Annotated in this window: 16 protein-coding genes; 5 read left to right on the top strand and 11 right to left on the bottom strand. The window is 67.7% G+C overall.

The features are described from left to right. Positions 1 to 33 precede the first annotated feature (33 nt). From K7W42_RS13485 to K7W42_RS13435, 11 genes are all read right to left on the bottom strand, one after another. Positions 34 to 978 carry an aldo/keto reductase family protein gene (locus K7W42_RS13485; RefSeq protein WP_224575314.1) on the bottom strand — a complete coding sequence of 315 codons (945 nt, stop codon included), beginning with the start codon at positions 976 to 978 and terminating at the stop codon, positions 34 to 36. A gap of 292 nt (positions 979 to 1,270) precedes the next feature. Further along, the gene (locus tag K7W42_RS13480; RefSeq protein ID WP_224575313.1) at positions 1,271 to 2,344 is read right to left on the bottom strand and encodes a GGDEF domain-containing protein; all 1,074 of its coding nucleotides are present in this window, start codon (positions 2,342 to 2,344) and stop codon (positions 1,271 to 1,273) included. Between the two features lie 81 nt (positions 2,345 to 2,425). Beyond that, positions 2,426 to 2,788, bottom strand: coding sequence for a VOC family protein (locus tag K7W42_RS13475; RefSeq protein ID WP_224575312.1), 363 nt, complete (start codon positions 2,786 to 2,788; stop codon positions 2,426 to 2,428). Positions 2,789 to 3,052: 264 nt separating this feature from the next. Then, entirely contained in the window at positions 3,053 to 3,283 is a 231-nt protein-coding gene (locus K7W42_RS13470) for a hypothetical protein (RefSeq protein ID WP_224575311.1), read from the bottom strand. Beyond that, positions 3,284 to 5,377, bottom strand: coding sequence for a phenylacetic acid degradation bifunctional protein PaaZ (paaZ, locus tag K7W42_RS13465; protein WP_224575310.1), 2,094 nt, complete (start codon positions 5,375 to 5,377; stop codon positions 3,284 to 3,286). Positions 5,378 to 5,419: 42 nt separating this feature from the next. Further along, complete coding sequence (locus K7W42_RS13460; RefSeq protein WP_224575309.1) at positions 5,420 to 5,773, bottom strand: Imm8 family immunity protein; 354 nt, start codon at positions 5,771 to 5,773, stop codon at positions 5,420 to 5,422. 21 nt (positions 5,774 to 5,794) lie between these two features. Next, on the bottom strand, positions 5,795 to 6,289 hold the full coding sequence (gene paaD, locus K7W42_RS13455) for a 1,2-phenylacetyl-CoA epoxidase subunit PaaD (RefSeq protein ID WP_157459965.1): 495 nt from the start codon (positions 6,287 to 6,289) through the stop codon (positions 5,795 to 5,797). A 4-nt stretch (positions 6,290 to 6,293) separates the two neighbouring features. Beyond that, positions 6,294 to 7,076: a 1,2-phenylacetyl-CoA epoxidase subunit PaaC gene (paaC, locus tag K7W42_RS13450; RefSeq protein ID WP_224575308.1), complete on the bottom strand. Its 783-nt coding sequence runs from the start codon at positions 7,074 to 7,076 to the stop codon at positions 6,294 to 6,296. Next, positions 7,073 to 7,666, bottom strand: coding sequence for a phenylacetic acid degradation protein (locus K7W42_RS13445; RefSeq protein ID WP_224575307.1), 594 nt, complete (start codon positions 7,664 to 7,666; stop codon positions 7,073 to 7,075). Before K7W42_RS13445 ends, paaC begins: the two co-directional genes overlap by 4 nt. 95 nt (positions 7,667 to 7,761) lie before the next feature. Beyond that, on the bottom strand, positions 7,762 to 8,721 hold the full coding sequence (paaA, locus tag K7W42_RS13440; RefSeq protein WP_157459968.1) for a 1,2-phenylacetyl-CoA epoxidase subunit PaaA: 960 nt from the start codon (positions 8,719 to 8,721) through the stop codon (positions 7,762 to 7,764). A 102-nt stretch (positions 8,722 to 8,823) separates the two neighbouring features. After that, on the bottom strand, positions 8,824 to 9,378 hold the full coding sequence (locus tag K7W42_RS13435; protein ID WP_224575306.1) for a P-loop nucleotide/nucleoside kinase family protein: 555 nt from the start codon (positions 9,376 to 9,378) through the stop codon (positions 8,824 to 8,826). A gap of 126 nt (positions 9,379 to 9,504) precedes the next feature. On the opposite strand from K7W42_RS13435, the gene K7W42_RS13430 reads away from it, so the two are divergent. The 5 genes from K7W42_RS13430 (at position 9,505) to K7W42_RS13410 (ending at position 14,149) form a co-directional block, all read left to right on the top strand. Continuing rightward, positions 9,505 to 10,521, top strand: a complete 1,017-nt coding sequence (locus K7W42_RS13430; RefSeq protein WP_224575305.1) for an MBL fold metallo-hydrolase — start codon at positions 9,505 to 9,507, stop codon at positions 10,519 to 10,521. Further along, positions 10,518 to 11,369 (top strand): phosphotransferase enzyme family protein, encoded by an 852-nt coding sequence (locus tag K7W42_RS13425; protein ID WP_224575303.1) that lies wholly within the window; start codon positions 10,518 to 10,520, stop codon positions 11,367 to 11,369. Before K7W42_RS13430 ends, K7W42_RS13425 begins: the two co-directional genes overlap by 4 nt. Positions 11,370 to 11,394: 25 nt before the next feature. Then, on the top strand, positions 11,395 to 12,057 hold the full coding sequence (gene trmH / locus K7W42_RS13420) for a tRNA (guanosine(18)-2'-O)-methyltransferase TrmH (protein WP_224575301.1): 663 nt from the start codon (positions 11,395 to 11,397) through the stop codon (positions 12,055 to 12,057). A gap of 265 nt (positions 12,058 to 12,322) precedes the next feature. Then, a complete protein-coding gene (locus K7W42_RS13415) occupies positions 12,323 to 13,555 on the top strand; it encodes a 2,3-bisphosphoglycerate-independent phosphoglycerate mutase (RefSeq protein WP_224575299.1) in 1,233 nt (410 codons plus the stop codon). Between the two features lie 30 nt (positions 13,556 to 13,585). Then, complete coding sequence (locus K7W42_RS13410) at positions 13,586 to 14,149, top strand: HAD family hydrolase (protein ID WP_224575297.1); 564 nt, start codon at positions 13,586 to 13,588, stop codon at positions 14,147 to 14,149. Positions 14,150 to 14,171: the final 22 nt, after the last annotated feature.

The following is a 14,171-nucleotide window of genomic DNA, read 5'->3' as shown; positions in this document are numbered from 1 at the left end:
TCCTCTACTTCCTACTCCCCACTTCCTGTCCGTCTAGCGCTTCAGAATCGTCTCAATCTGCTCCAGCACATCACTGCTCAGCCGCACACCGGCCGCCTTCACCGTGTCCTGAATCTGGCTGGTTTTGGTGGCCCCGGTAATTACGCTGCTGACGCCCGGCTGGCGCAGAATCCAGGCCAGGGCCAGCTGCGCGCGGGTGATGCCCAGATCGTCGGCGATGAGCCTAAGATCACGCACTTTCTGAATGTTGTCGTCGGTCAGGAAGTTCTTGCCCCAGTTTTCTTTCTCGGTCAGGCGGGCGCCCTCAGGCTTGCCGTCGTCATACTTGCCGGTCAGCAGGCCCATTGCCAGAGGACTCCAGACGACCAGGCCCACCCCAGCGCCCTCGGTGTAGGGCAGAATCTCGCCTTCCACCCGTTCGCGGCGCACCATCGAGTATTCGGGCTGCTCGGTCACGGGGGCGTGCAGGCCGTTGGCGCGGGCAAATTCGACGGCCTGGGCGATGCGCGCGGCCGGCCACATGGAGGTGCCCCAGTACAGCGCCTTGCCGTCACGAATGACCTGGTCAAAGGCCATCACGATTTCTTCCATGGGGACATCGGGGTCATAGCGGTGGGCAAAGTAGATGTCCAGGTAATCGGTGCCCAGGCGCTTCAGGGTGCCGTCAATGCTGTGCAGCACATGCTTGCGGCTCAGGCCACGGTCGTTGACATCGTCACTCATGGGCCAGAACACCTTGCTGGAGATCACCAGGGTGTGCCGGGGAAACTCGCGCAGCGCCGCGCCCATCAGTTCCTCGCTGCGGCCACGCGCGTAAATATCGGCCTGGTCAAAGAAATTGACGCCGCCCTCGTAGGCCGCCGTGACGATCTCACGCACCATCTTTGAGGCGTCCTCGTTGATGCCGTAGGTTTCCCAGCCGCCCAGGGCGACTTCACTGACTTTCAGGCCACTTTTGCCGAGGTTGCGGTAGTCCATGCGCGACACTTTATCCGTCTTCCAGAGGCGGCTGTGTTGGTTCGGCCTTTTCTCAAGGGAGAGCTGGCCGCAGAGCTGGCCAGTACAGGCGGTGAAGTGCTGCTGCGGTCAAAGGAGAGGCTGGCACGCCGCCGGGTGACGGTCGGGGATCTCAGATGAATGCTGACCGCACCGTTTCCCCGGCAGTGGTGACACGGGCAGGCCAAGAGCAGGGGTCATCAAGACGACCGAGCGCGTGAATAGAGCTGGGCTGCAGAGCCTTCAGTCCGGTCACAGCAACTAAAAAACGGCTTCAGGGTGCGGCCAGACCATGCACCTGCACGCCGTTGCGGCCGGCCGCTTTGGCGGCGTACAGGGCTGCGTCGGCCCGGTCCAACAGCAGTTGCAGGTGGCTGCCCTCCACCTCGGCCACCTCGCCGTGGGCCACACCAGCGCTCACGGTGACCGCGCGGCCATCGGGGTGGGCAGTGTGGGCGGCGCGCGCCTGCTCCACACGGTGCAGCACGCCTTCGAGTGTCGGCCCGGCGGTCAGCCACACGAACTCCTCGCCGCCTACCCGCACCAGGAGGTCGTGGGTGTCGGCGTGCGCCCGCAGCACCCCGGCAAAGCAGCGCAGCACCTCGTCCCCGACCCGGTGCCCATGGCGGTCGTTGATGGCCTTGAAGTGGTCCAGGTCCAGCATGACGACCGCAACCCGGTGTCCGGCTGGCACGCGCGTCAGCGAGCCCTCGAACTCGGCGTGCAGTGCCCGGCGGTTCAGCAGGCCAGTCAGGGGGTCGGTGCGGCCCAGGTGCAGCAGTTCCTGGGCCTCGTCCTCGGCGGCGCGGCGAAAGAAACTGACGGTCAGACCCGTGACCACCACCGGCACCGCCTGCACGACGGCTTCCAGCCACCAGCGCTCGGCGCCCGGCAGCAGCAGCTGGCGCGTGCTGGCCAGCAAGCCCAGCGTCAGCAGGCTCAGGGCCACCTGCCAGCGCAGCAGCGCGCGGCTCAGGAAGCCGGCGGCAAAGACCATCGGCCACAGCGCCACCTGCGCGGCGAAGTGGCTGCCGAACAGCAGCGTCTCGCCCAGCGCGGAGGTCAGGGTGCAGAAGTTGCCCAGCAGCATGAACAGGGTGTCAAAGCGTTCGCTACGCAGCACACCCGGCTGTCGCCAGGTCAGTGCCGCCGCCCCAAGCCCACACAGGGCGGTCAGCAGAAACAGGACCCGGCCTGCCCACAGGTCCGGTGCCTGGTGGGTCGGCAGCAGCAGGGTCAGCAGCGCGCCCAGGCCGCCGCCCACGAACATCAGGCGCAGCGCCCAGCCCTTGACGCGGCCCACGCGCCCCTGAAGAGGCGGCGGCACCGGGCTGGGGGCGGCCATCATGGCTCATCCTACGGCGTGGCCAGGGGGTGTCTAGCCCACCAGCCGGTGCCCCAACGGGGGAGAGGTGGCACACAGTTGCGCTCAGCCCTCAAGCACTTCCAGCCGGTTGCCAAAAGGGTCGTGGAGGAACACGCGCGGCACGCCGCCTTCGGCATCGGCGCGGGTGGGCACGCCCTGGGCAGCGCAGTGCGCGGCAAAGGCCGCCAGGTTCCGGCACCGCAAAGCCAGGTGCCCCTTGAGACGCGGCACGAAGTCCGGTGTCACGCCCAGATGCACCTGGCGCCCGTCAGGTAGGGCAAACCAGACGCCGCCCCGCGCCTGCAAGGCGACAGGTTTGGGCACCTCCTGAAGGCCCAGCAGGCCGCTGTAAAACGCACGCGCCGCCGGCTCGCCGCCCGCAGGCATTTCCAGCAGCACATGGTCTAGTCCAGTGATGAGGGTCATGCCTGAGCGTAGAAGACCCGCTGGGCCGGGCACGGTACTTCTCTGGGAACAACAGGCGGAGACGGCTGCCGATTCAGTTGCTTGCAAAAACGGTTAAAGCCGAGCTGAGCGAGCAGCAAAAAACAGGTTCCGGGCAGCTTCGGAGCATCCGGCAATTTCCCCGCCTTCGGCCCTTGGCAGGGCCAGTTTCTGGACAGCCGACCCTTTTTTCCTCTGCTGCGCCGCTCTGCGAATCATTCCAATCGGGTCAAACCTGAAGCTGTATCAGCCTCGGCCCCTCTCGTTGCCGCGCTTGAAGTTGCCAGTCACGCGGGCCATGACCAGTTGCGCGGCGTGGTCGTCCAGCCCAGCCACGCGCGCCAGAAACCGCTCGGCGTCCCGGCCAGCCAGGGTGGTGACGGGGCGGCCGTACCACGACACGACCACCCGGCCATCCTTCTGCGCCCGGAAATCAAAGCGGCCATCTTGCAACTCGCCGCGCGCGTCTTCGGGCATTCAGGCGCTTAGCGTGTCAGCAGGCGGATCAAACTCGTCGCGCGCGCGCTCCACCAGCGTCAGGATGTCGTAGGTGGCGACCAGCGCGCCATCCTGGTTGGTGATTTCCGCTCGCCACTCCACCACGCCTGTCGGGCGGGTTTCATCTGGGCGCAGGTCCTTGCGAATCTTGCGCTTGCAGGTGAGGCGGGTGCGGATGGTGTCGCCGATGCCCACTGGCTCTATAAACCGCAGCCCTTCCAGGCCGTAGTTCGCCAGCACTGGCCCTGGTGCGGGCCACACGAACTGCCCGGCAGCGGCCGACAGCAGGAAGTAGCCGTGCGCCACCCGCTTGCCAAAGATGCCCTCGCGCGCGCCAATCTCGTCCACATGGGCGTAAAAGTGGTCGCCCGACACATTGGCGAAGTTCACGATGTCGGCCTCGGTCACGGTGCGGCGGTGGGTCAGGAGGCTGTCGCCCACCTCAATCTCGTCGAAGGTCTTGCGGAAGGGGTGGGTGCCGTCCTCCTGCACCTGCGCGCCGGGCACATATTCGTGCGTGATGGCCGCCAGGGTGGTGGGGTCGGCCTGCACCGCCAGCCGGTTCATGTGATGGCGCACCGCCGAGAGCCCGCCCAGTTCCGAGCCGCCGCCCGCCCGGCCGGGGCCGCCGTGGTTGAGCTGCGGCAACGGTGAGCCGTGGCCAGTGTTCTCCTTGGCGTTCTCGCGGTTCAGGACCAGCAGGCGGCCGTGGGTGCTGGCCATTCCCAGCACCAGCTCGGTGGCCTCGGCGCGGTCGTGCGTGACTATGCTGCCTGCCAGCGAGCCGCGCCCCAGTTTGGCCAGCTGAACAGCGTCGTCCAGCGACTCGTAGGGCAGCAGGGTCGCCACTGGCCCGAAGGCTTCAAGTTCATGCGGTCCTTTCGCGGTCAGCGGCGAGTCGCACAGCAGCACCGTGGGGTCCAGGAAGGCGCCCTTCTCGCGGTCGCCCCCCAGCAGCTGGGCCTCGCCGCTGATGACGATGCGGGCTTCCTGCTGCAACCTGACGAGGGTCTCGCGCACCCGCTCGCGCTGCTCCACGCTGACCAGGGCGCCCATGCGCACGTCGTCGCGGGCGGGGTCGCCCAGGGTCACTTTGGCCAGCTCGCGGCGCAGCCCCTCGGTCACGGCCTCCACCAGATGACCCGGCACGATGGCCCGGCGAATGGCGGTGCATTTCTGGCCTGCCTTGCCGGTCATCTCGCGGGCGACCTCACGTACGAACAGTGCAAATTCGGGGTCCTCAGGCTTGACGCTCAGGCCGAGCACCGAAGCGTTCAGGCTGTCGGCCTCGGTGTTAAACGGCACGTTGCGCGCCACCACATTGGGGTGAACCCGCAGCTTGGCCGCCGTGGCCGCCGAGCCGGTAAAGGCCACCACATCCTGCTCCTCGACATGGTCCAGCAGGTCGCCGGGGTCGCCGGTCACGAGCTGCAGCGCCCCTTCGGGCAGCAGCCCCGAGGCCAGCATGTCGCGCACCACGCGCTCGGTGACATACGCCGTTTGCGGCGCAGGCTTGACCAGGCTGGGCATCCCGGCAATGAAGCTGGGCGCAAACTTTTCCAGCATGCCCCACACCGGAAAGTTAAAGGCGTTGATCTGCACGGTCACGCCCTCGCGCGGCACGAGCAGGTGGCGGCCCACAAAGGTGCCTTCCCGGCCCAGGCGCTCGACCTTGCCGTCGGGCCAGAAGCGCTCGTCGGGCAGGTCGCGCCGTGCCACGGACGCGTAGGAAAACAGGGTGCCAATGCCGCCCTCGATATCCACCCAGGAGTCGCGGCGGGTCGCGCCGGTCAGGGCGCTGAGTTCGTAATAGGCTTCCTTGCGCTCCATCAGGTAGGTGCCCAGGGCCTTCAGCGCGCGCGCCCGCTGGTGAAAGGTCAGGCGCCGCAGCGCCGATGCCTGTTGCCGCCCGTAGGCCAGCGCCTGGGCGAAGTCAATGCCTTCCGAGGAAATGACGGCGACGGGGCGGCCATACACGGCGTCCACGAGGGTTTGCCCGTCGGGATTGCTGTGCCACGTCCCATAAACGTAAGAGGCGGGGCGAAGAAGTTCGGGAAGGGTGGATTGGGTCATGAAAAATAAACCTCAACAGTAAGGGGTTGTTATTGGGGATTCTCAAGTGTATGTATCGAATTCCCAATTTGTCCGACGTGAAATTTGCGCTGCTACCTCTTGCCAACTTGGAGCCATGCATCGGGAGATGGCCTTATCAGCGATTCGTTTTATTTCCAACCGGTTATAGTCGTTCACTATTAGGAGGTCACATCTCCACATGAAACCTTCGATCTCGATTTGCTCTTTAATCCACCCCGGGGAACAAGCTGTGAAGCGAAAAGACTCCGACCACTCCTCACCTACTGGGCCAACCATTGCACGAAGCTCCACGGCAAAGTGTTCAGGGTCGTCAGGAACGAAAGTGTAGAAGTCTGAAAAGTCAGATAAGTAAATTGCCTTAATTTCAACAATCATGAAGTCCGCCGACTTTTGCCGTCACACGCTCTTGAAGCCTTCAAACGGTTCTTTGCAGCTGTCGCAGACGTACATGCGCTTGCATAGCGTCGGGCCAAAGCTGGCGGTCATGCGCACGTCAAAGCTGCTGCACCGGGGGCAGCGGGTCGGCTCGGCTTCCAGCTGAATCAGCTGCCCTTCGCCGGCTGGGGCAGGCGGCGCGATGCCGTACTGGCGCAGCCGCTCGCGGGCGTCTTCGTTGATCCAGTCGGTGGTCCAGGGCGGGGTCAGGGTACTTTTGACTTCAACCTCGGCCACGCCCAGCTCCTTGACGGCCTGCTCAATGCTGTCCCGAATGACGTGCAGCGCCGGGCACCCGCTGAACGTGGGGGTAAAGGTGACCTGCACGCGCCCGCCGCCGTCCACCGTTACGTCCCGGACCATGCCCATGTCCGTGATACTGACCACCGGAATTTCGGGGTCTGGAACGGCGTTCAGGGCCTGCCAGACCGCGCCGGGCGTAGGGGAGGCGGCCATGAGGTTACCAGACCTCCGCGTCCGGGTGCTGGCGGGCCACCGCCTGCATCTCGGCCAGGAGGGGCGCCAGGTGACTGGTATGCACAGTGCGCGGCGCCTGCTCGGCAGGCAGCGCTGGTAGGGTCAGGCCGCATTTGCCGTGCAGGTGCCGGGCCACGAGGTCCTGCCAGCGGGCCTGCACCGCGCCCAGGTCTGGCAGCAGGCCTGCCTGGGTCAGTTCGGCTTCGCCGTCCACCGGCTGAAACAGTTGGCCCACATGCGGCCACAGTTCGGCCAGGGCCGCCTGAAGTCGCCGCAGGCTTTCGGGCGTCCCCAGGGCCAGGCGCTCAACCCACAGGGCCGTGTGCTGCACATGAAATTTCTCCTCACGCACCGCTTTGGCGGCCACGGCGGCCAGCGGCGCGTAGGTGCTGCGCGTGGCGGCCTCCAGCCACAGGGCCTCGAAGGTGTCATAGAGAAAGTGGCGCAGCATCGTCAGGGCCCAGTCGCCGCGCGGCAGCTCAACAAACCGGGCGCAGGTGTACCCGTCGGCGTCCCGGAAAAAGGCCAGGCGGTCGGCGTCACTGCCGTCCAGCTCGGCGCGCAGCCCCAGGTACAGCCCAGCGTGGCCCAGTTCGTCCTGGGCCATGTTGGCCAGGGCAATGTCCTCTTCCAGAATGGGGGCGTGCCCGGTCCACTCGCCGCCCCGGTGCGCCAGGACGATCTCGTCGTCGGCCAGGGCGGTCAGCCGCCGAATCAGGCCGGCCGTCTGGGCTGGGGTCAGGGTGGCCTCTGTAGCGGCGGTCATGGCTGCTCCTCGGTCGGGGCGCGGCCGGGCATCAGGCCCGCGCGCTTCAGTTCCCCAATGTGGCGGCCGATCACGCCGTAAAACTGCTGCTGCTTGTAGGTTTTTTCCTTGGCCGGCGCAAACCAGCTGTCCACGGTGCCGGGGTCGTCGTCTGTGCGGACAGCCGCTGCATCAGGAAACACCAGCCAGGCCAGGGCGTCCGGGTGGGCGGCCTGGGCCTGCCGCAGCGCGTCGCCCGGCCCAGTGGCCTCGGCGGTGCCCACCACGTCCACGAAGGTCATGGACCGCTTGTGCGTGCGCTTAATGGCCAGCTGATAGATGCTCGCCTCGCCGGGGGTGTCCAGCAGCCCCGGATGGGTGCTCAGTTCTTCGGGGGTGGCGGTCAGCAGGTCTGCTTCCCGCACGCACCACAGGCTGACGGCGGCGGGGCGGCGCACAAAGACGCTGCGCGCGGTCAGTAGGGCGTGGTCGGGGTCACCGGCATGAACGGTGCCCACCGCCTGATGGGGCCGGCCCGGCGCGTCCTGCTTGAACACCTCCCAGCGGGGCCACTGGGTGTCGGTGGGGGGGTGAAGGGTGGGATGGGTCATCGTGTCTCCGAATAGAGAAAGTGGGAAGTGGTGAGTGGGAAGTGGAAAAGATCAACCCCACTCACCGCTTCCCACCACCTCCTTTCTGTGAAGCGTCAGTCGGCGGCTTCGGCCCGCTGGCGGTCGGTGTAGGCCTGAAGCGCCTCGCGCACCCAGGCGCCTTCATCGTGGGCCGCCTGGCGCGTGCCCAGACGTTCCCGGTTCAGGCCCTGCTCGCCCTTGATGACGGCCCAGAACTCGGCCCAGTTGATCGGGCCGTGGCGCCAGTTGCCCGCCGCGTCCTGGTGCAGATCGGGGTCAGGAATGGTCAGGCCGGCTTCCAGCAGTTCGGGGACATGCTCGTTGATGAACTCCTGGCGCACCTCGTCATTGGTCTTCAGCTTGATGCCCCATCCGGCCAGCGCGCCCGTGTTCGTGCTGTCGGCGTCGTGCGGCCCCAGCATCATCATGGCGGGCCACCACCAGCGGTTCAGGGCGTCCTGCGCCATCTGGCGCTGCTCGGGCGTGCCCTGGGCGTAGGCCACGATCATTTCCTTGCCCTGCTTGTGGTGAAAGGTTTCCTCGCTGCAAATCCGCACCATCGCGCGGCTGTAGGGGCCGTAAGAGCAGCCGGCCAGCATGGTCTGGTTTTTAATGGCGGCGCCGTCCACCAGCCAGCCGATCATGCCCACGTCCGCCCAGGTGTGGGTGGGGTAGTTAAAGATGCTGGAGTATTTGGCCTTGCCCGAGAGCAGCGCCTGAAGCATGTCCTCGCGGGTGGCGCCCAGCGTTTCGGCGGCGTGGTAGAGGTACTGGCCGTGGCCAGCCTCGTCCTGCACCTTGGCCATCAGGATGGTCTTGCGCTTGAGGCTGGGGGCACGGGAAATCCACTCGCCCTCGGGCAGCATGCCCACCACTTCGCTGTGGGCGTGCTGGGAAATCATGCGGATCAGCTGCCGGCGGTACTCGGCGGGCATCCAGTCGCCGGCCTCGATCTTCTCGCCGCGCGCGATGCGGGCCTCGAAAGCAGCGTGCTGCTCGGGGGTTTCGCCATTTGGAATCTGGGGTTGGGTCATGCGGCCACCTCCATTGTGAACTGGGCCCAGTGTACCTAACGGGCGTTAGGCTGGGTGTGGCGCAGGTCGCAAGGCCGGGACAGAGGCAGGCTGGGGCGCGGCTTAGCCTTCCTGCGGCTGCGCTTGAAGCAGCCCCTGTACCCACGCCAGGGCACTGGGCAGCGGGTCGCCTTGCGAGGTCTCCAGGCTCAGGCAGGGTGCCGGCCCCAGGTCCAGCGGCGCGTGACACCAGTAAGCCGGCGCCTGGGCGTACTTCAGAGGTAGGTCGATACCGGGCCGCGTCCCCGAAGCGACCCGGGCGTCGTGGCGCTGTTGCAGCACCTCCAGCGGCGCGTGACAGAACACCTGGGCCAGCCTCGCCCCATGCGCCTGTGCCAATTTTAGGATGTAGGCTTCGCTGAGCCCGTGATAAAAGTGTGTTTCCAGCAGGGTGTCCAGGCCAGCGGTCAGGGTGACGCCGGCCACATGCCACATCAGGTCAAAACTGAGGGGACCCGCAACGTCGCGCGGTAGGTCCGGCTGCCGCGCCAGCACGATGGCCTTGTAATCGTCCTTGGTCACGAAAGGCAGGCGAAGGGTCCGGGCCAGTTGCCCCCCCAGCGTGGACTTGCCCGCAGCGGGCAGCCCAGTCACCACAAGCAGTAAAGGTGCAGGCATTCCGGGACGCTAGCACCCCGCCCCGGAGAGGGGGGCAGGCTTTGCCGTGGGCTGCCGGAGCAAGTGACACGGCCTGGCAGGTGCGGTCCCATTTGGGGGTGGGCCGGGCCCGCTAGAGTGCGGCCCATGACCGCCCTGCCTGCTGTGGCCCGCCACCTGACCGCTGGGGGCACGCGGGTCTACACGCTGCCGCTGCGGGCCTTTCCGCATTTCACGGCAAACGCCTTCCTGGTGGTGCAGGGACCGCCGCAGGCGCCGACCTACACGGCCCTGGTGGATATGGGCAGTGCCCACGAGGACAGTCTGGCGGACCTGCACGCGGCTTTAGGGGAGGTCCGCGCCGCACATGGCGAGGCCTGGTCATGGGCCCGCCTGGACCGCCTGGTGGTTACCCACCCGCACCCCGACCACGCGGCGGGGCTGCCGGCCGTGCGCGACCTGACCCCGGCGCCAGTCGCTGCCCACGCCTGGGCGGTGCCCACGCTGGAACACCCGCAGACCCGTCAGGAAGCCTGGCGCGCGGGGGTAGAGGGCCATCTGGTGTGGGCCGGGATTCCCCTGGACAGTGCGTATGCCGCCCGTCTGCGCCGCCGCGCCGAGAACCTGATGCTGCCGCGTGGGGTGCCGGTTCAGACCCCTCTGGCAGACGGTGACCTGCTGGACGGGGTGTTCAGGGTGGTCCACACGCCGGGCCACGACGGCGCGCAGGTGTGCTTGCAGGTGGACGACCTGCTCCTGAGTGCTGACCACCTGCTGCCGCACAACTCGCCGCCATTGATGCCCGAGCGCTATCAGCCCGGCGCGGGGCTGCGGCATTACCTGGCCTCGCTCGGCCGCGTGGAGGCGCTGCGGGACGTGACGGTGGCTCTGGGGGGGCACGGCGGCCCCATGCCGGACTGGCGGGGGCGCATTCAGGCGCTGCGGGCGCGGTACACAGACAAACGGGCGGCGGTGCGGGCGGCCGCCACCACGCCCCTCACCATTCACGACCTGCTGGGCGCCCTGTACCCCAACCTGCGCCCGGTCCAGGCCATCTTGCTGCTGGACCAGACGGCGGCGCTGGCCGAGTATCTGGCGGCCAAGGGCACCCTGACCGAAACCCGGCGCGAGGACGGCGCCGCGCTGTTTCAGGCAGCCGGGTGACCTGGCCGCCAGCCGCTGTGCAGCGGGCCTGGGGCCTGACCGTAGAAGCTGACCTGGGCGGGCGGCTGAATCTGCACTGGCAGGTCCGTGCCGCTGGAGCGCGGGCTGTTCTGCGCCGCTGGCACGGCCCGGAAGCAGAGGTCCGGTACGAACTGAAGGTGCTGCGGCAGGTGGCCGGGCTGGGGTGGGCGGTGCCCTTGGCGCTGCATGCCCCCATGTACGGGGCAGGGGCGTGGTGGAGCCTGCACGTCTGGGTGCCGGGTGACCCCGCCCCGCGCGAGAACCCAGAGGCGCGGGGCCGCTGGCTGGCCGAGGTTCACGCGGCGTTGGCCGCGCTGCCGGCCCGCCCCGGCTGGCGCCCAGACCTGGAGGTGCTCACTGACCCCGCCACCGACGCCCTGCTCAGCGCCCACGAGGCCGCCCGCCCTGACGAGGTGCGCCTCTACCGCTGGCATCTGGAGCGCGCCCGCGCCGCGCTGGCGGGCCTGGACACGGCGGACCGTCCTGTGCATCTGATTCACGGGGATTTCACGCCCTGGAACCTGCGGGTGCAGCGGGGCAGGCTGACGGGCCTGCTGGATTTCGAACTGGCCCGCCCCGCCGACCCTGTGGCCGACTTTGCGCTGGCCTGGCGCGGGGTGCATGACGGGGTGGTGGCCGGGTACGCCGAGGTGCGGCCTCTGTCCGGGGAAGACCGTGCCCTGCTGACCCCGCTGTGGTGGGGGCATCTGCTGACGGGCGCCTGCGCCGCGTTGCGGGCTGGGGTGCCTGACGACGGCTGGACCGCCCGCAAGTTGCAGGTGCGCTCACCTCTGATGGGGTCCCTGGCCGCGCCGTACCCCGGCTGAGCGCCCTGCGCTACCCTGGAGCGTTATGACCCCCGAGCGTTACGCCAAGATTCTGCGGGTGCTCCGCAGGCGCCAGCCCACCCTGACTGTGCTGATGGACGAGGTAAATAAGCCCCACAACCTCTCGGCCATCGTGCGCACCTGTGACGCGGTGGGGGTGTTGCAGGCGCACGCGGTGCCGCCGCGCGGCGGGCGGCTGGCGGCCTTTGACGGCCACACGTTTGAAGCCACCAGCGGCAGCGCCCACAAGTGGGTGCCGGTGCAGCGCCACGAGGACGCGGTCAGCGCCGTGCGCGCCTTGCAGGCCCAGGGCTTTGCCGTGCTGGCCACCCACCTGTCGCAGCGCAGCGTGGACTACCGCGAACCCGACTACACCCGCCCCACCTGCGTGCTGTTGGGCGCCGAGAAATGGGGCGTGTCCGATGAAGCGGCCGAGGCCGCCGACGCCAACATCGTGATTCCCATGTTCGGGATGGTGCAGAGCCTGAATGTCTCGGTGGCCGCCGCCACCATTCTGTTTGAGGCGCAGCGCCAGCGCCTGGCCGCCGGCCTGTACGACACCCCGCAGTTAAAAGACGAGGAACTGCGCGCCTGGGCGTTTGAATGGGCTTACCCCGACCTGGCCCCCGGTTACCGCGAGCGCGGCGAGGCGTACCCGGCGCTGGACGAGCAGGGGCAACTGGTGTAAGGCGGGACTGCTCTGCTGGTCGGGGCAACTGGAAGGACAGTGGTGTCTTACCGGTGGCGCAGCATGAGCACAGGGTGCACCGCCGTTTCGCCCACTCTTTGGCGGCTGCGGTGGTCTTCTGCGGAATCGTCGCTATTCCTACAGAGCGCGGGTTGACCGTGCCCGACCCCCGTGACCAGCAGTCATGGCCGCGCCCGCCTCTGGTCGCCCGCGCCTGCCCATATCGCCTGACCGCCCTGTTTGAGGCCAGCGTTACACTGCCCCCATGCATGACCAACTCGACACCATCCGCGACCTGGCCAAGAAAACCGACAGCAAGATTCTGATGGTGGTGCTGGACGGCGTGGGCGGCCTGCCGATGACTGTGAATGGCGACAGCGAACTGGCCGCCGCCCAGACGCCCAATCTGGACGCGCTGGCCGCGCACAGCCAACTGGGCCAGATCGAGCTGGTGGGGGCGGGCATCACGCCGGGCAGCGGGCCGGGGCACCTGAGCCTCTTCGGGTACGACCCGCTGCGCTACGTGGTGGGGCGCGGCGCCCTGAGCGCGGTGGGGATTGGCGTCAAGCTGGAAGCCGGCGACGTGGCGGTGCGCGGCAACTTCGCCACCCTGGGCGAGAACCGCATCGTGCTGGACCGCCGCGCCGGGCGCCCCAGCGATGAGAAGAACGCCGACATTGTGGCCCAGTTGCGCGCCGCTCTCCCCAGCCTGGACGGCACCCCAGTTGAGATTTACACCGAGAGCGAACACCGGTTTGTCGTGGTGTTCCGGGCAGCGGGCGGGGCGCCCCTGGGGGCCAACCTCAGCGATGTGGACCCCCAGGCCACCGGCGTGCAGCCCATGACCGCCCAGGCCCACGACGAGGCGAGTGCGCGCACCGCCGCCCTGGTCAACGCCTTCGTGGCCCGCGCCGAGGCGACCCTGGCCGCCGAACCGCAGGTGAACGGGGTCCTGTTCCGGGGGTACAGCGACGTGCCGCGTTTTCCCTCCTTTGCCGAGGCGTATGGCCTGCGCGCGGCCTGCATCGCCAGCTACCCCATGTACAAGGGGCTGGCCAGCCTGGTGGGGATGGACGTGCTGACCGTCGAGGGCCACGAGGACGCCCTGGACGGCAAGGTGCAGGCCCTGACCGAGAACTGGGCCAAATACGACTTCTTCTATTTTCACGTCAAGAAAACGGACTCGACTGGCGAGGACGGCGATTTTGCCGCTAAAGTCAAAAAGATTGAGCTGTTCGACGCCCTGCTGCCGCAGCTGCTGGCCCTAAACCCGGATGTGCTGGCCATTGTGGGTGACCACAGCACGCCCAGTAAACTGGCGACCCACTCCTGGCACCCGGTGCCGCTGCTGATCCGTAGCGAGTACGGGCGGAGGGACGTGGCCACCCGCTACACCGAGGACGGGGCGCAGAAGGGCAGCCTGGGTCTGCGGCGCGGCACCGACGTGATGCCGCTGCTGATGGCGAATGCGCTGAAACTGAACAAGTACGGGGCGTAAGCGTGCCGTTCCATCCGTGACCGCTGCGCCATGACGGTCCCGCTGCCCCGCCCGCTGCTGGTGCTTGACCTGGACGAAACGCTGTGGCACGGCGTTCCGGACCAGACGGCCCCCAGCGGCGTGCGCTTCGGGCTGCGCCCCTTTCTGGGGCAGTTTCTGCAGACAGTGTCGCAGGGCTACGATCTGGCCGTCTGGACAGCCGCCAGCGAGGACTGGATGCTGTGCGGGCTGGACGCTGCGCAGCAGGCCACAGGCTTTGACCTGCGCGGGCAGGCGGTCTTTCTGTGGGCGCGTGACCGCTGTGCGTGGCGGCGCAGCGAAACTGGCGAACTGCACCCACGTAAGCCAGCCCGGAAGTTCCGCGCGGGCTGGTTGCGGGCGCGCTACCCCCGGTCCCGCATCCTGGCGGTGGATGACCTGGCAAGCACTTACGCCTGCGGGTACGGTCATCTGGTCAAGGTGACCTCATGGACCGGCGCCCAGGACGACACTGAACTGCTCAGGCTGGGGCCTTATCTGCTGACGCTCGCCGCCCAGCCTGATCTGTGTCAGGTGGAAAAACGCGGCTGGCAGGCCAGGTCGGCCGCTGACTGACCCTGCCCTCCCATCTTTTCCC

It is taken from the genome of Deinococcus betulae, assembly GCF_020166395.1.
Lineage (GTDB): Bacteria > Deinococcota > Deinococci > Deinococcales > Deinococcaceae > Deinococcus > Deinococcus betulae.
Note: the sequence above shows the minus strand (reverse complement) of the source record. Positions and strands in the feature narration are given on the sequence as shown.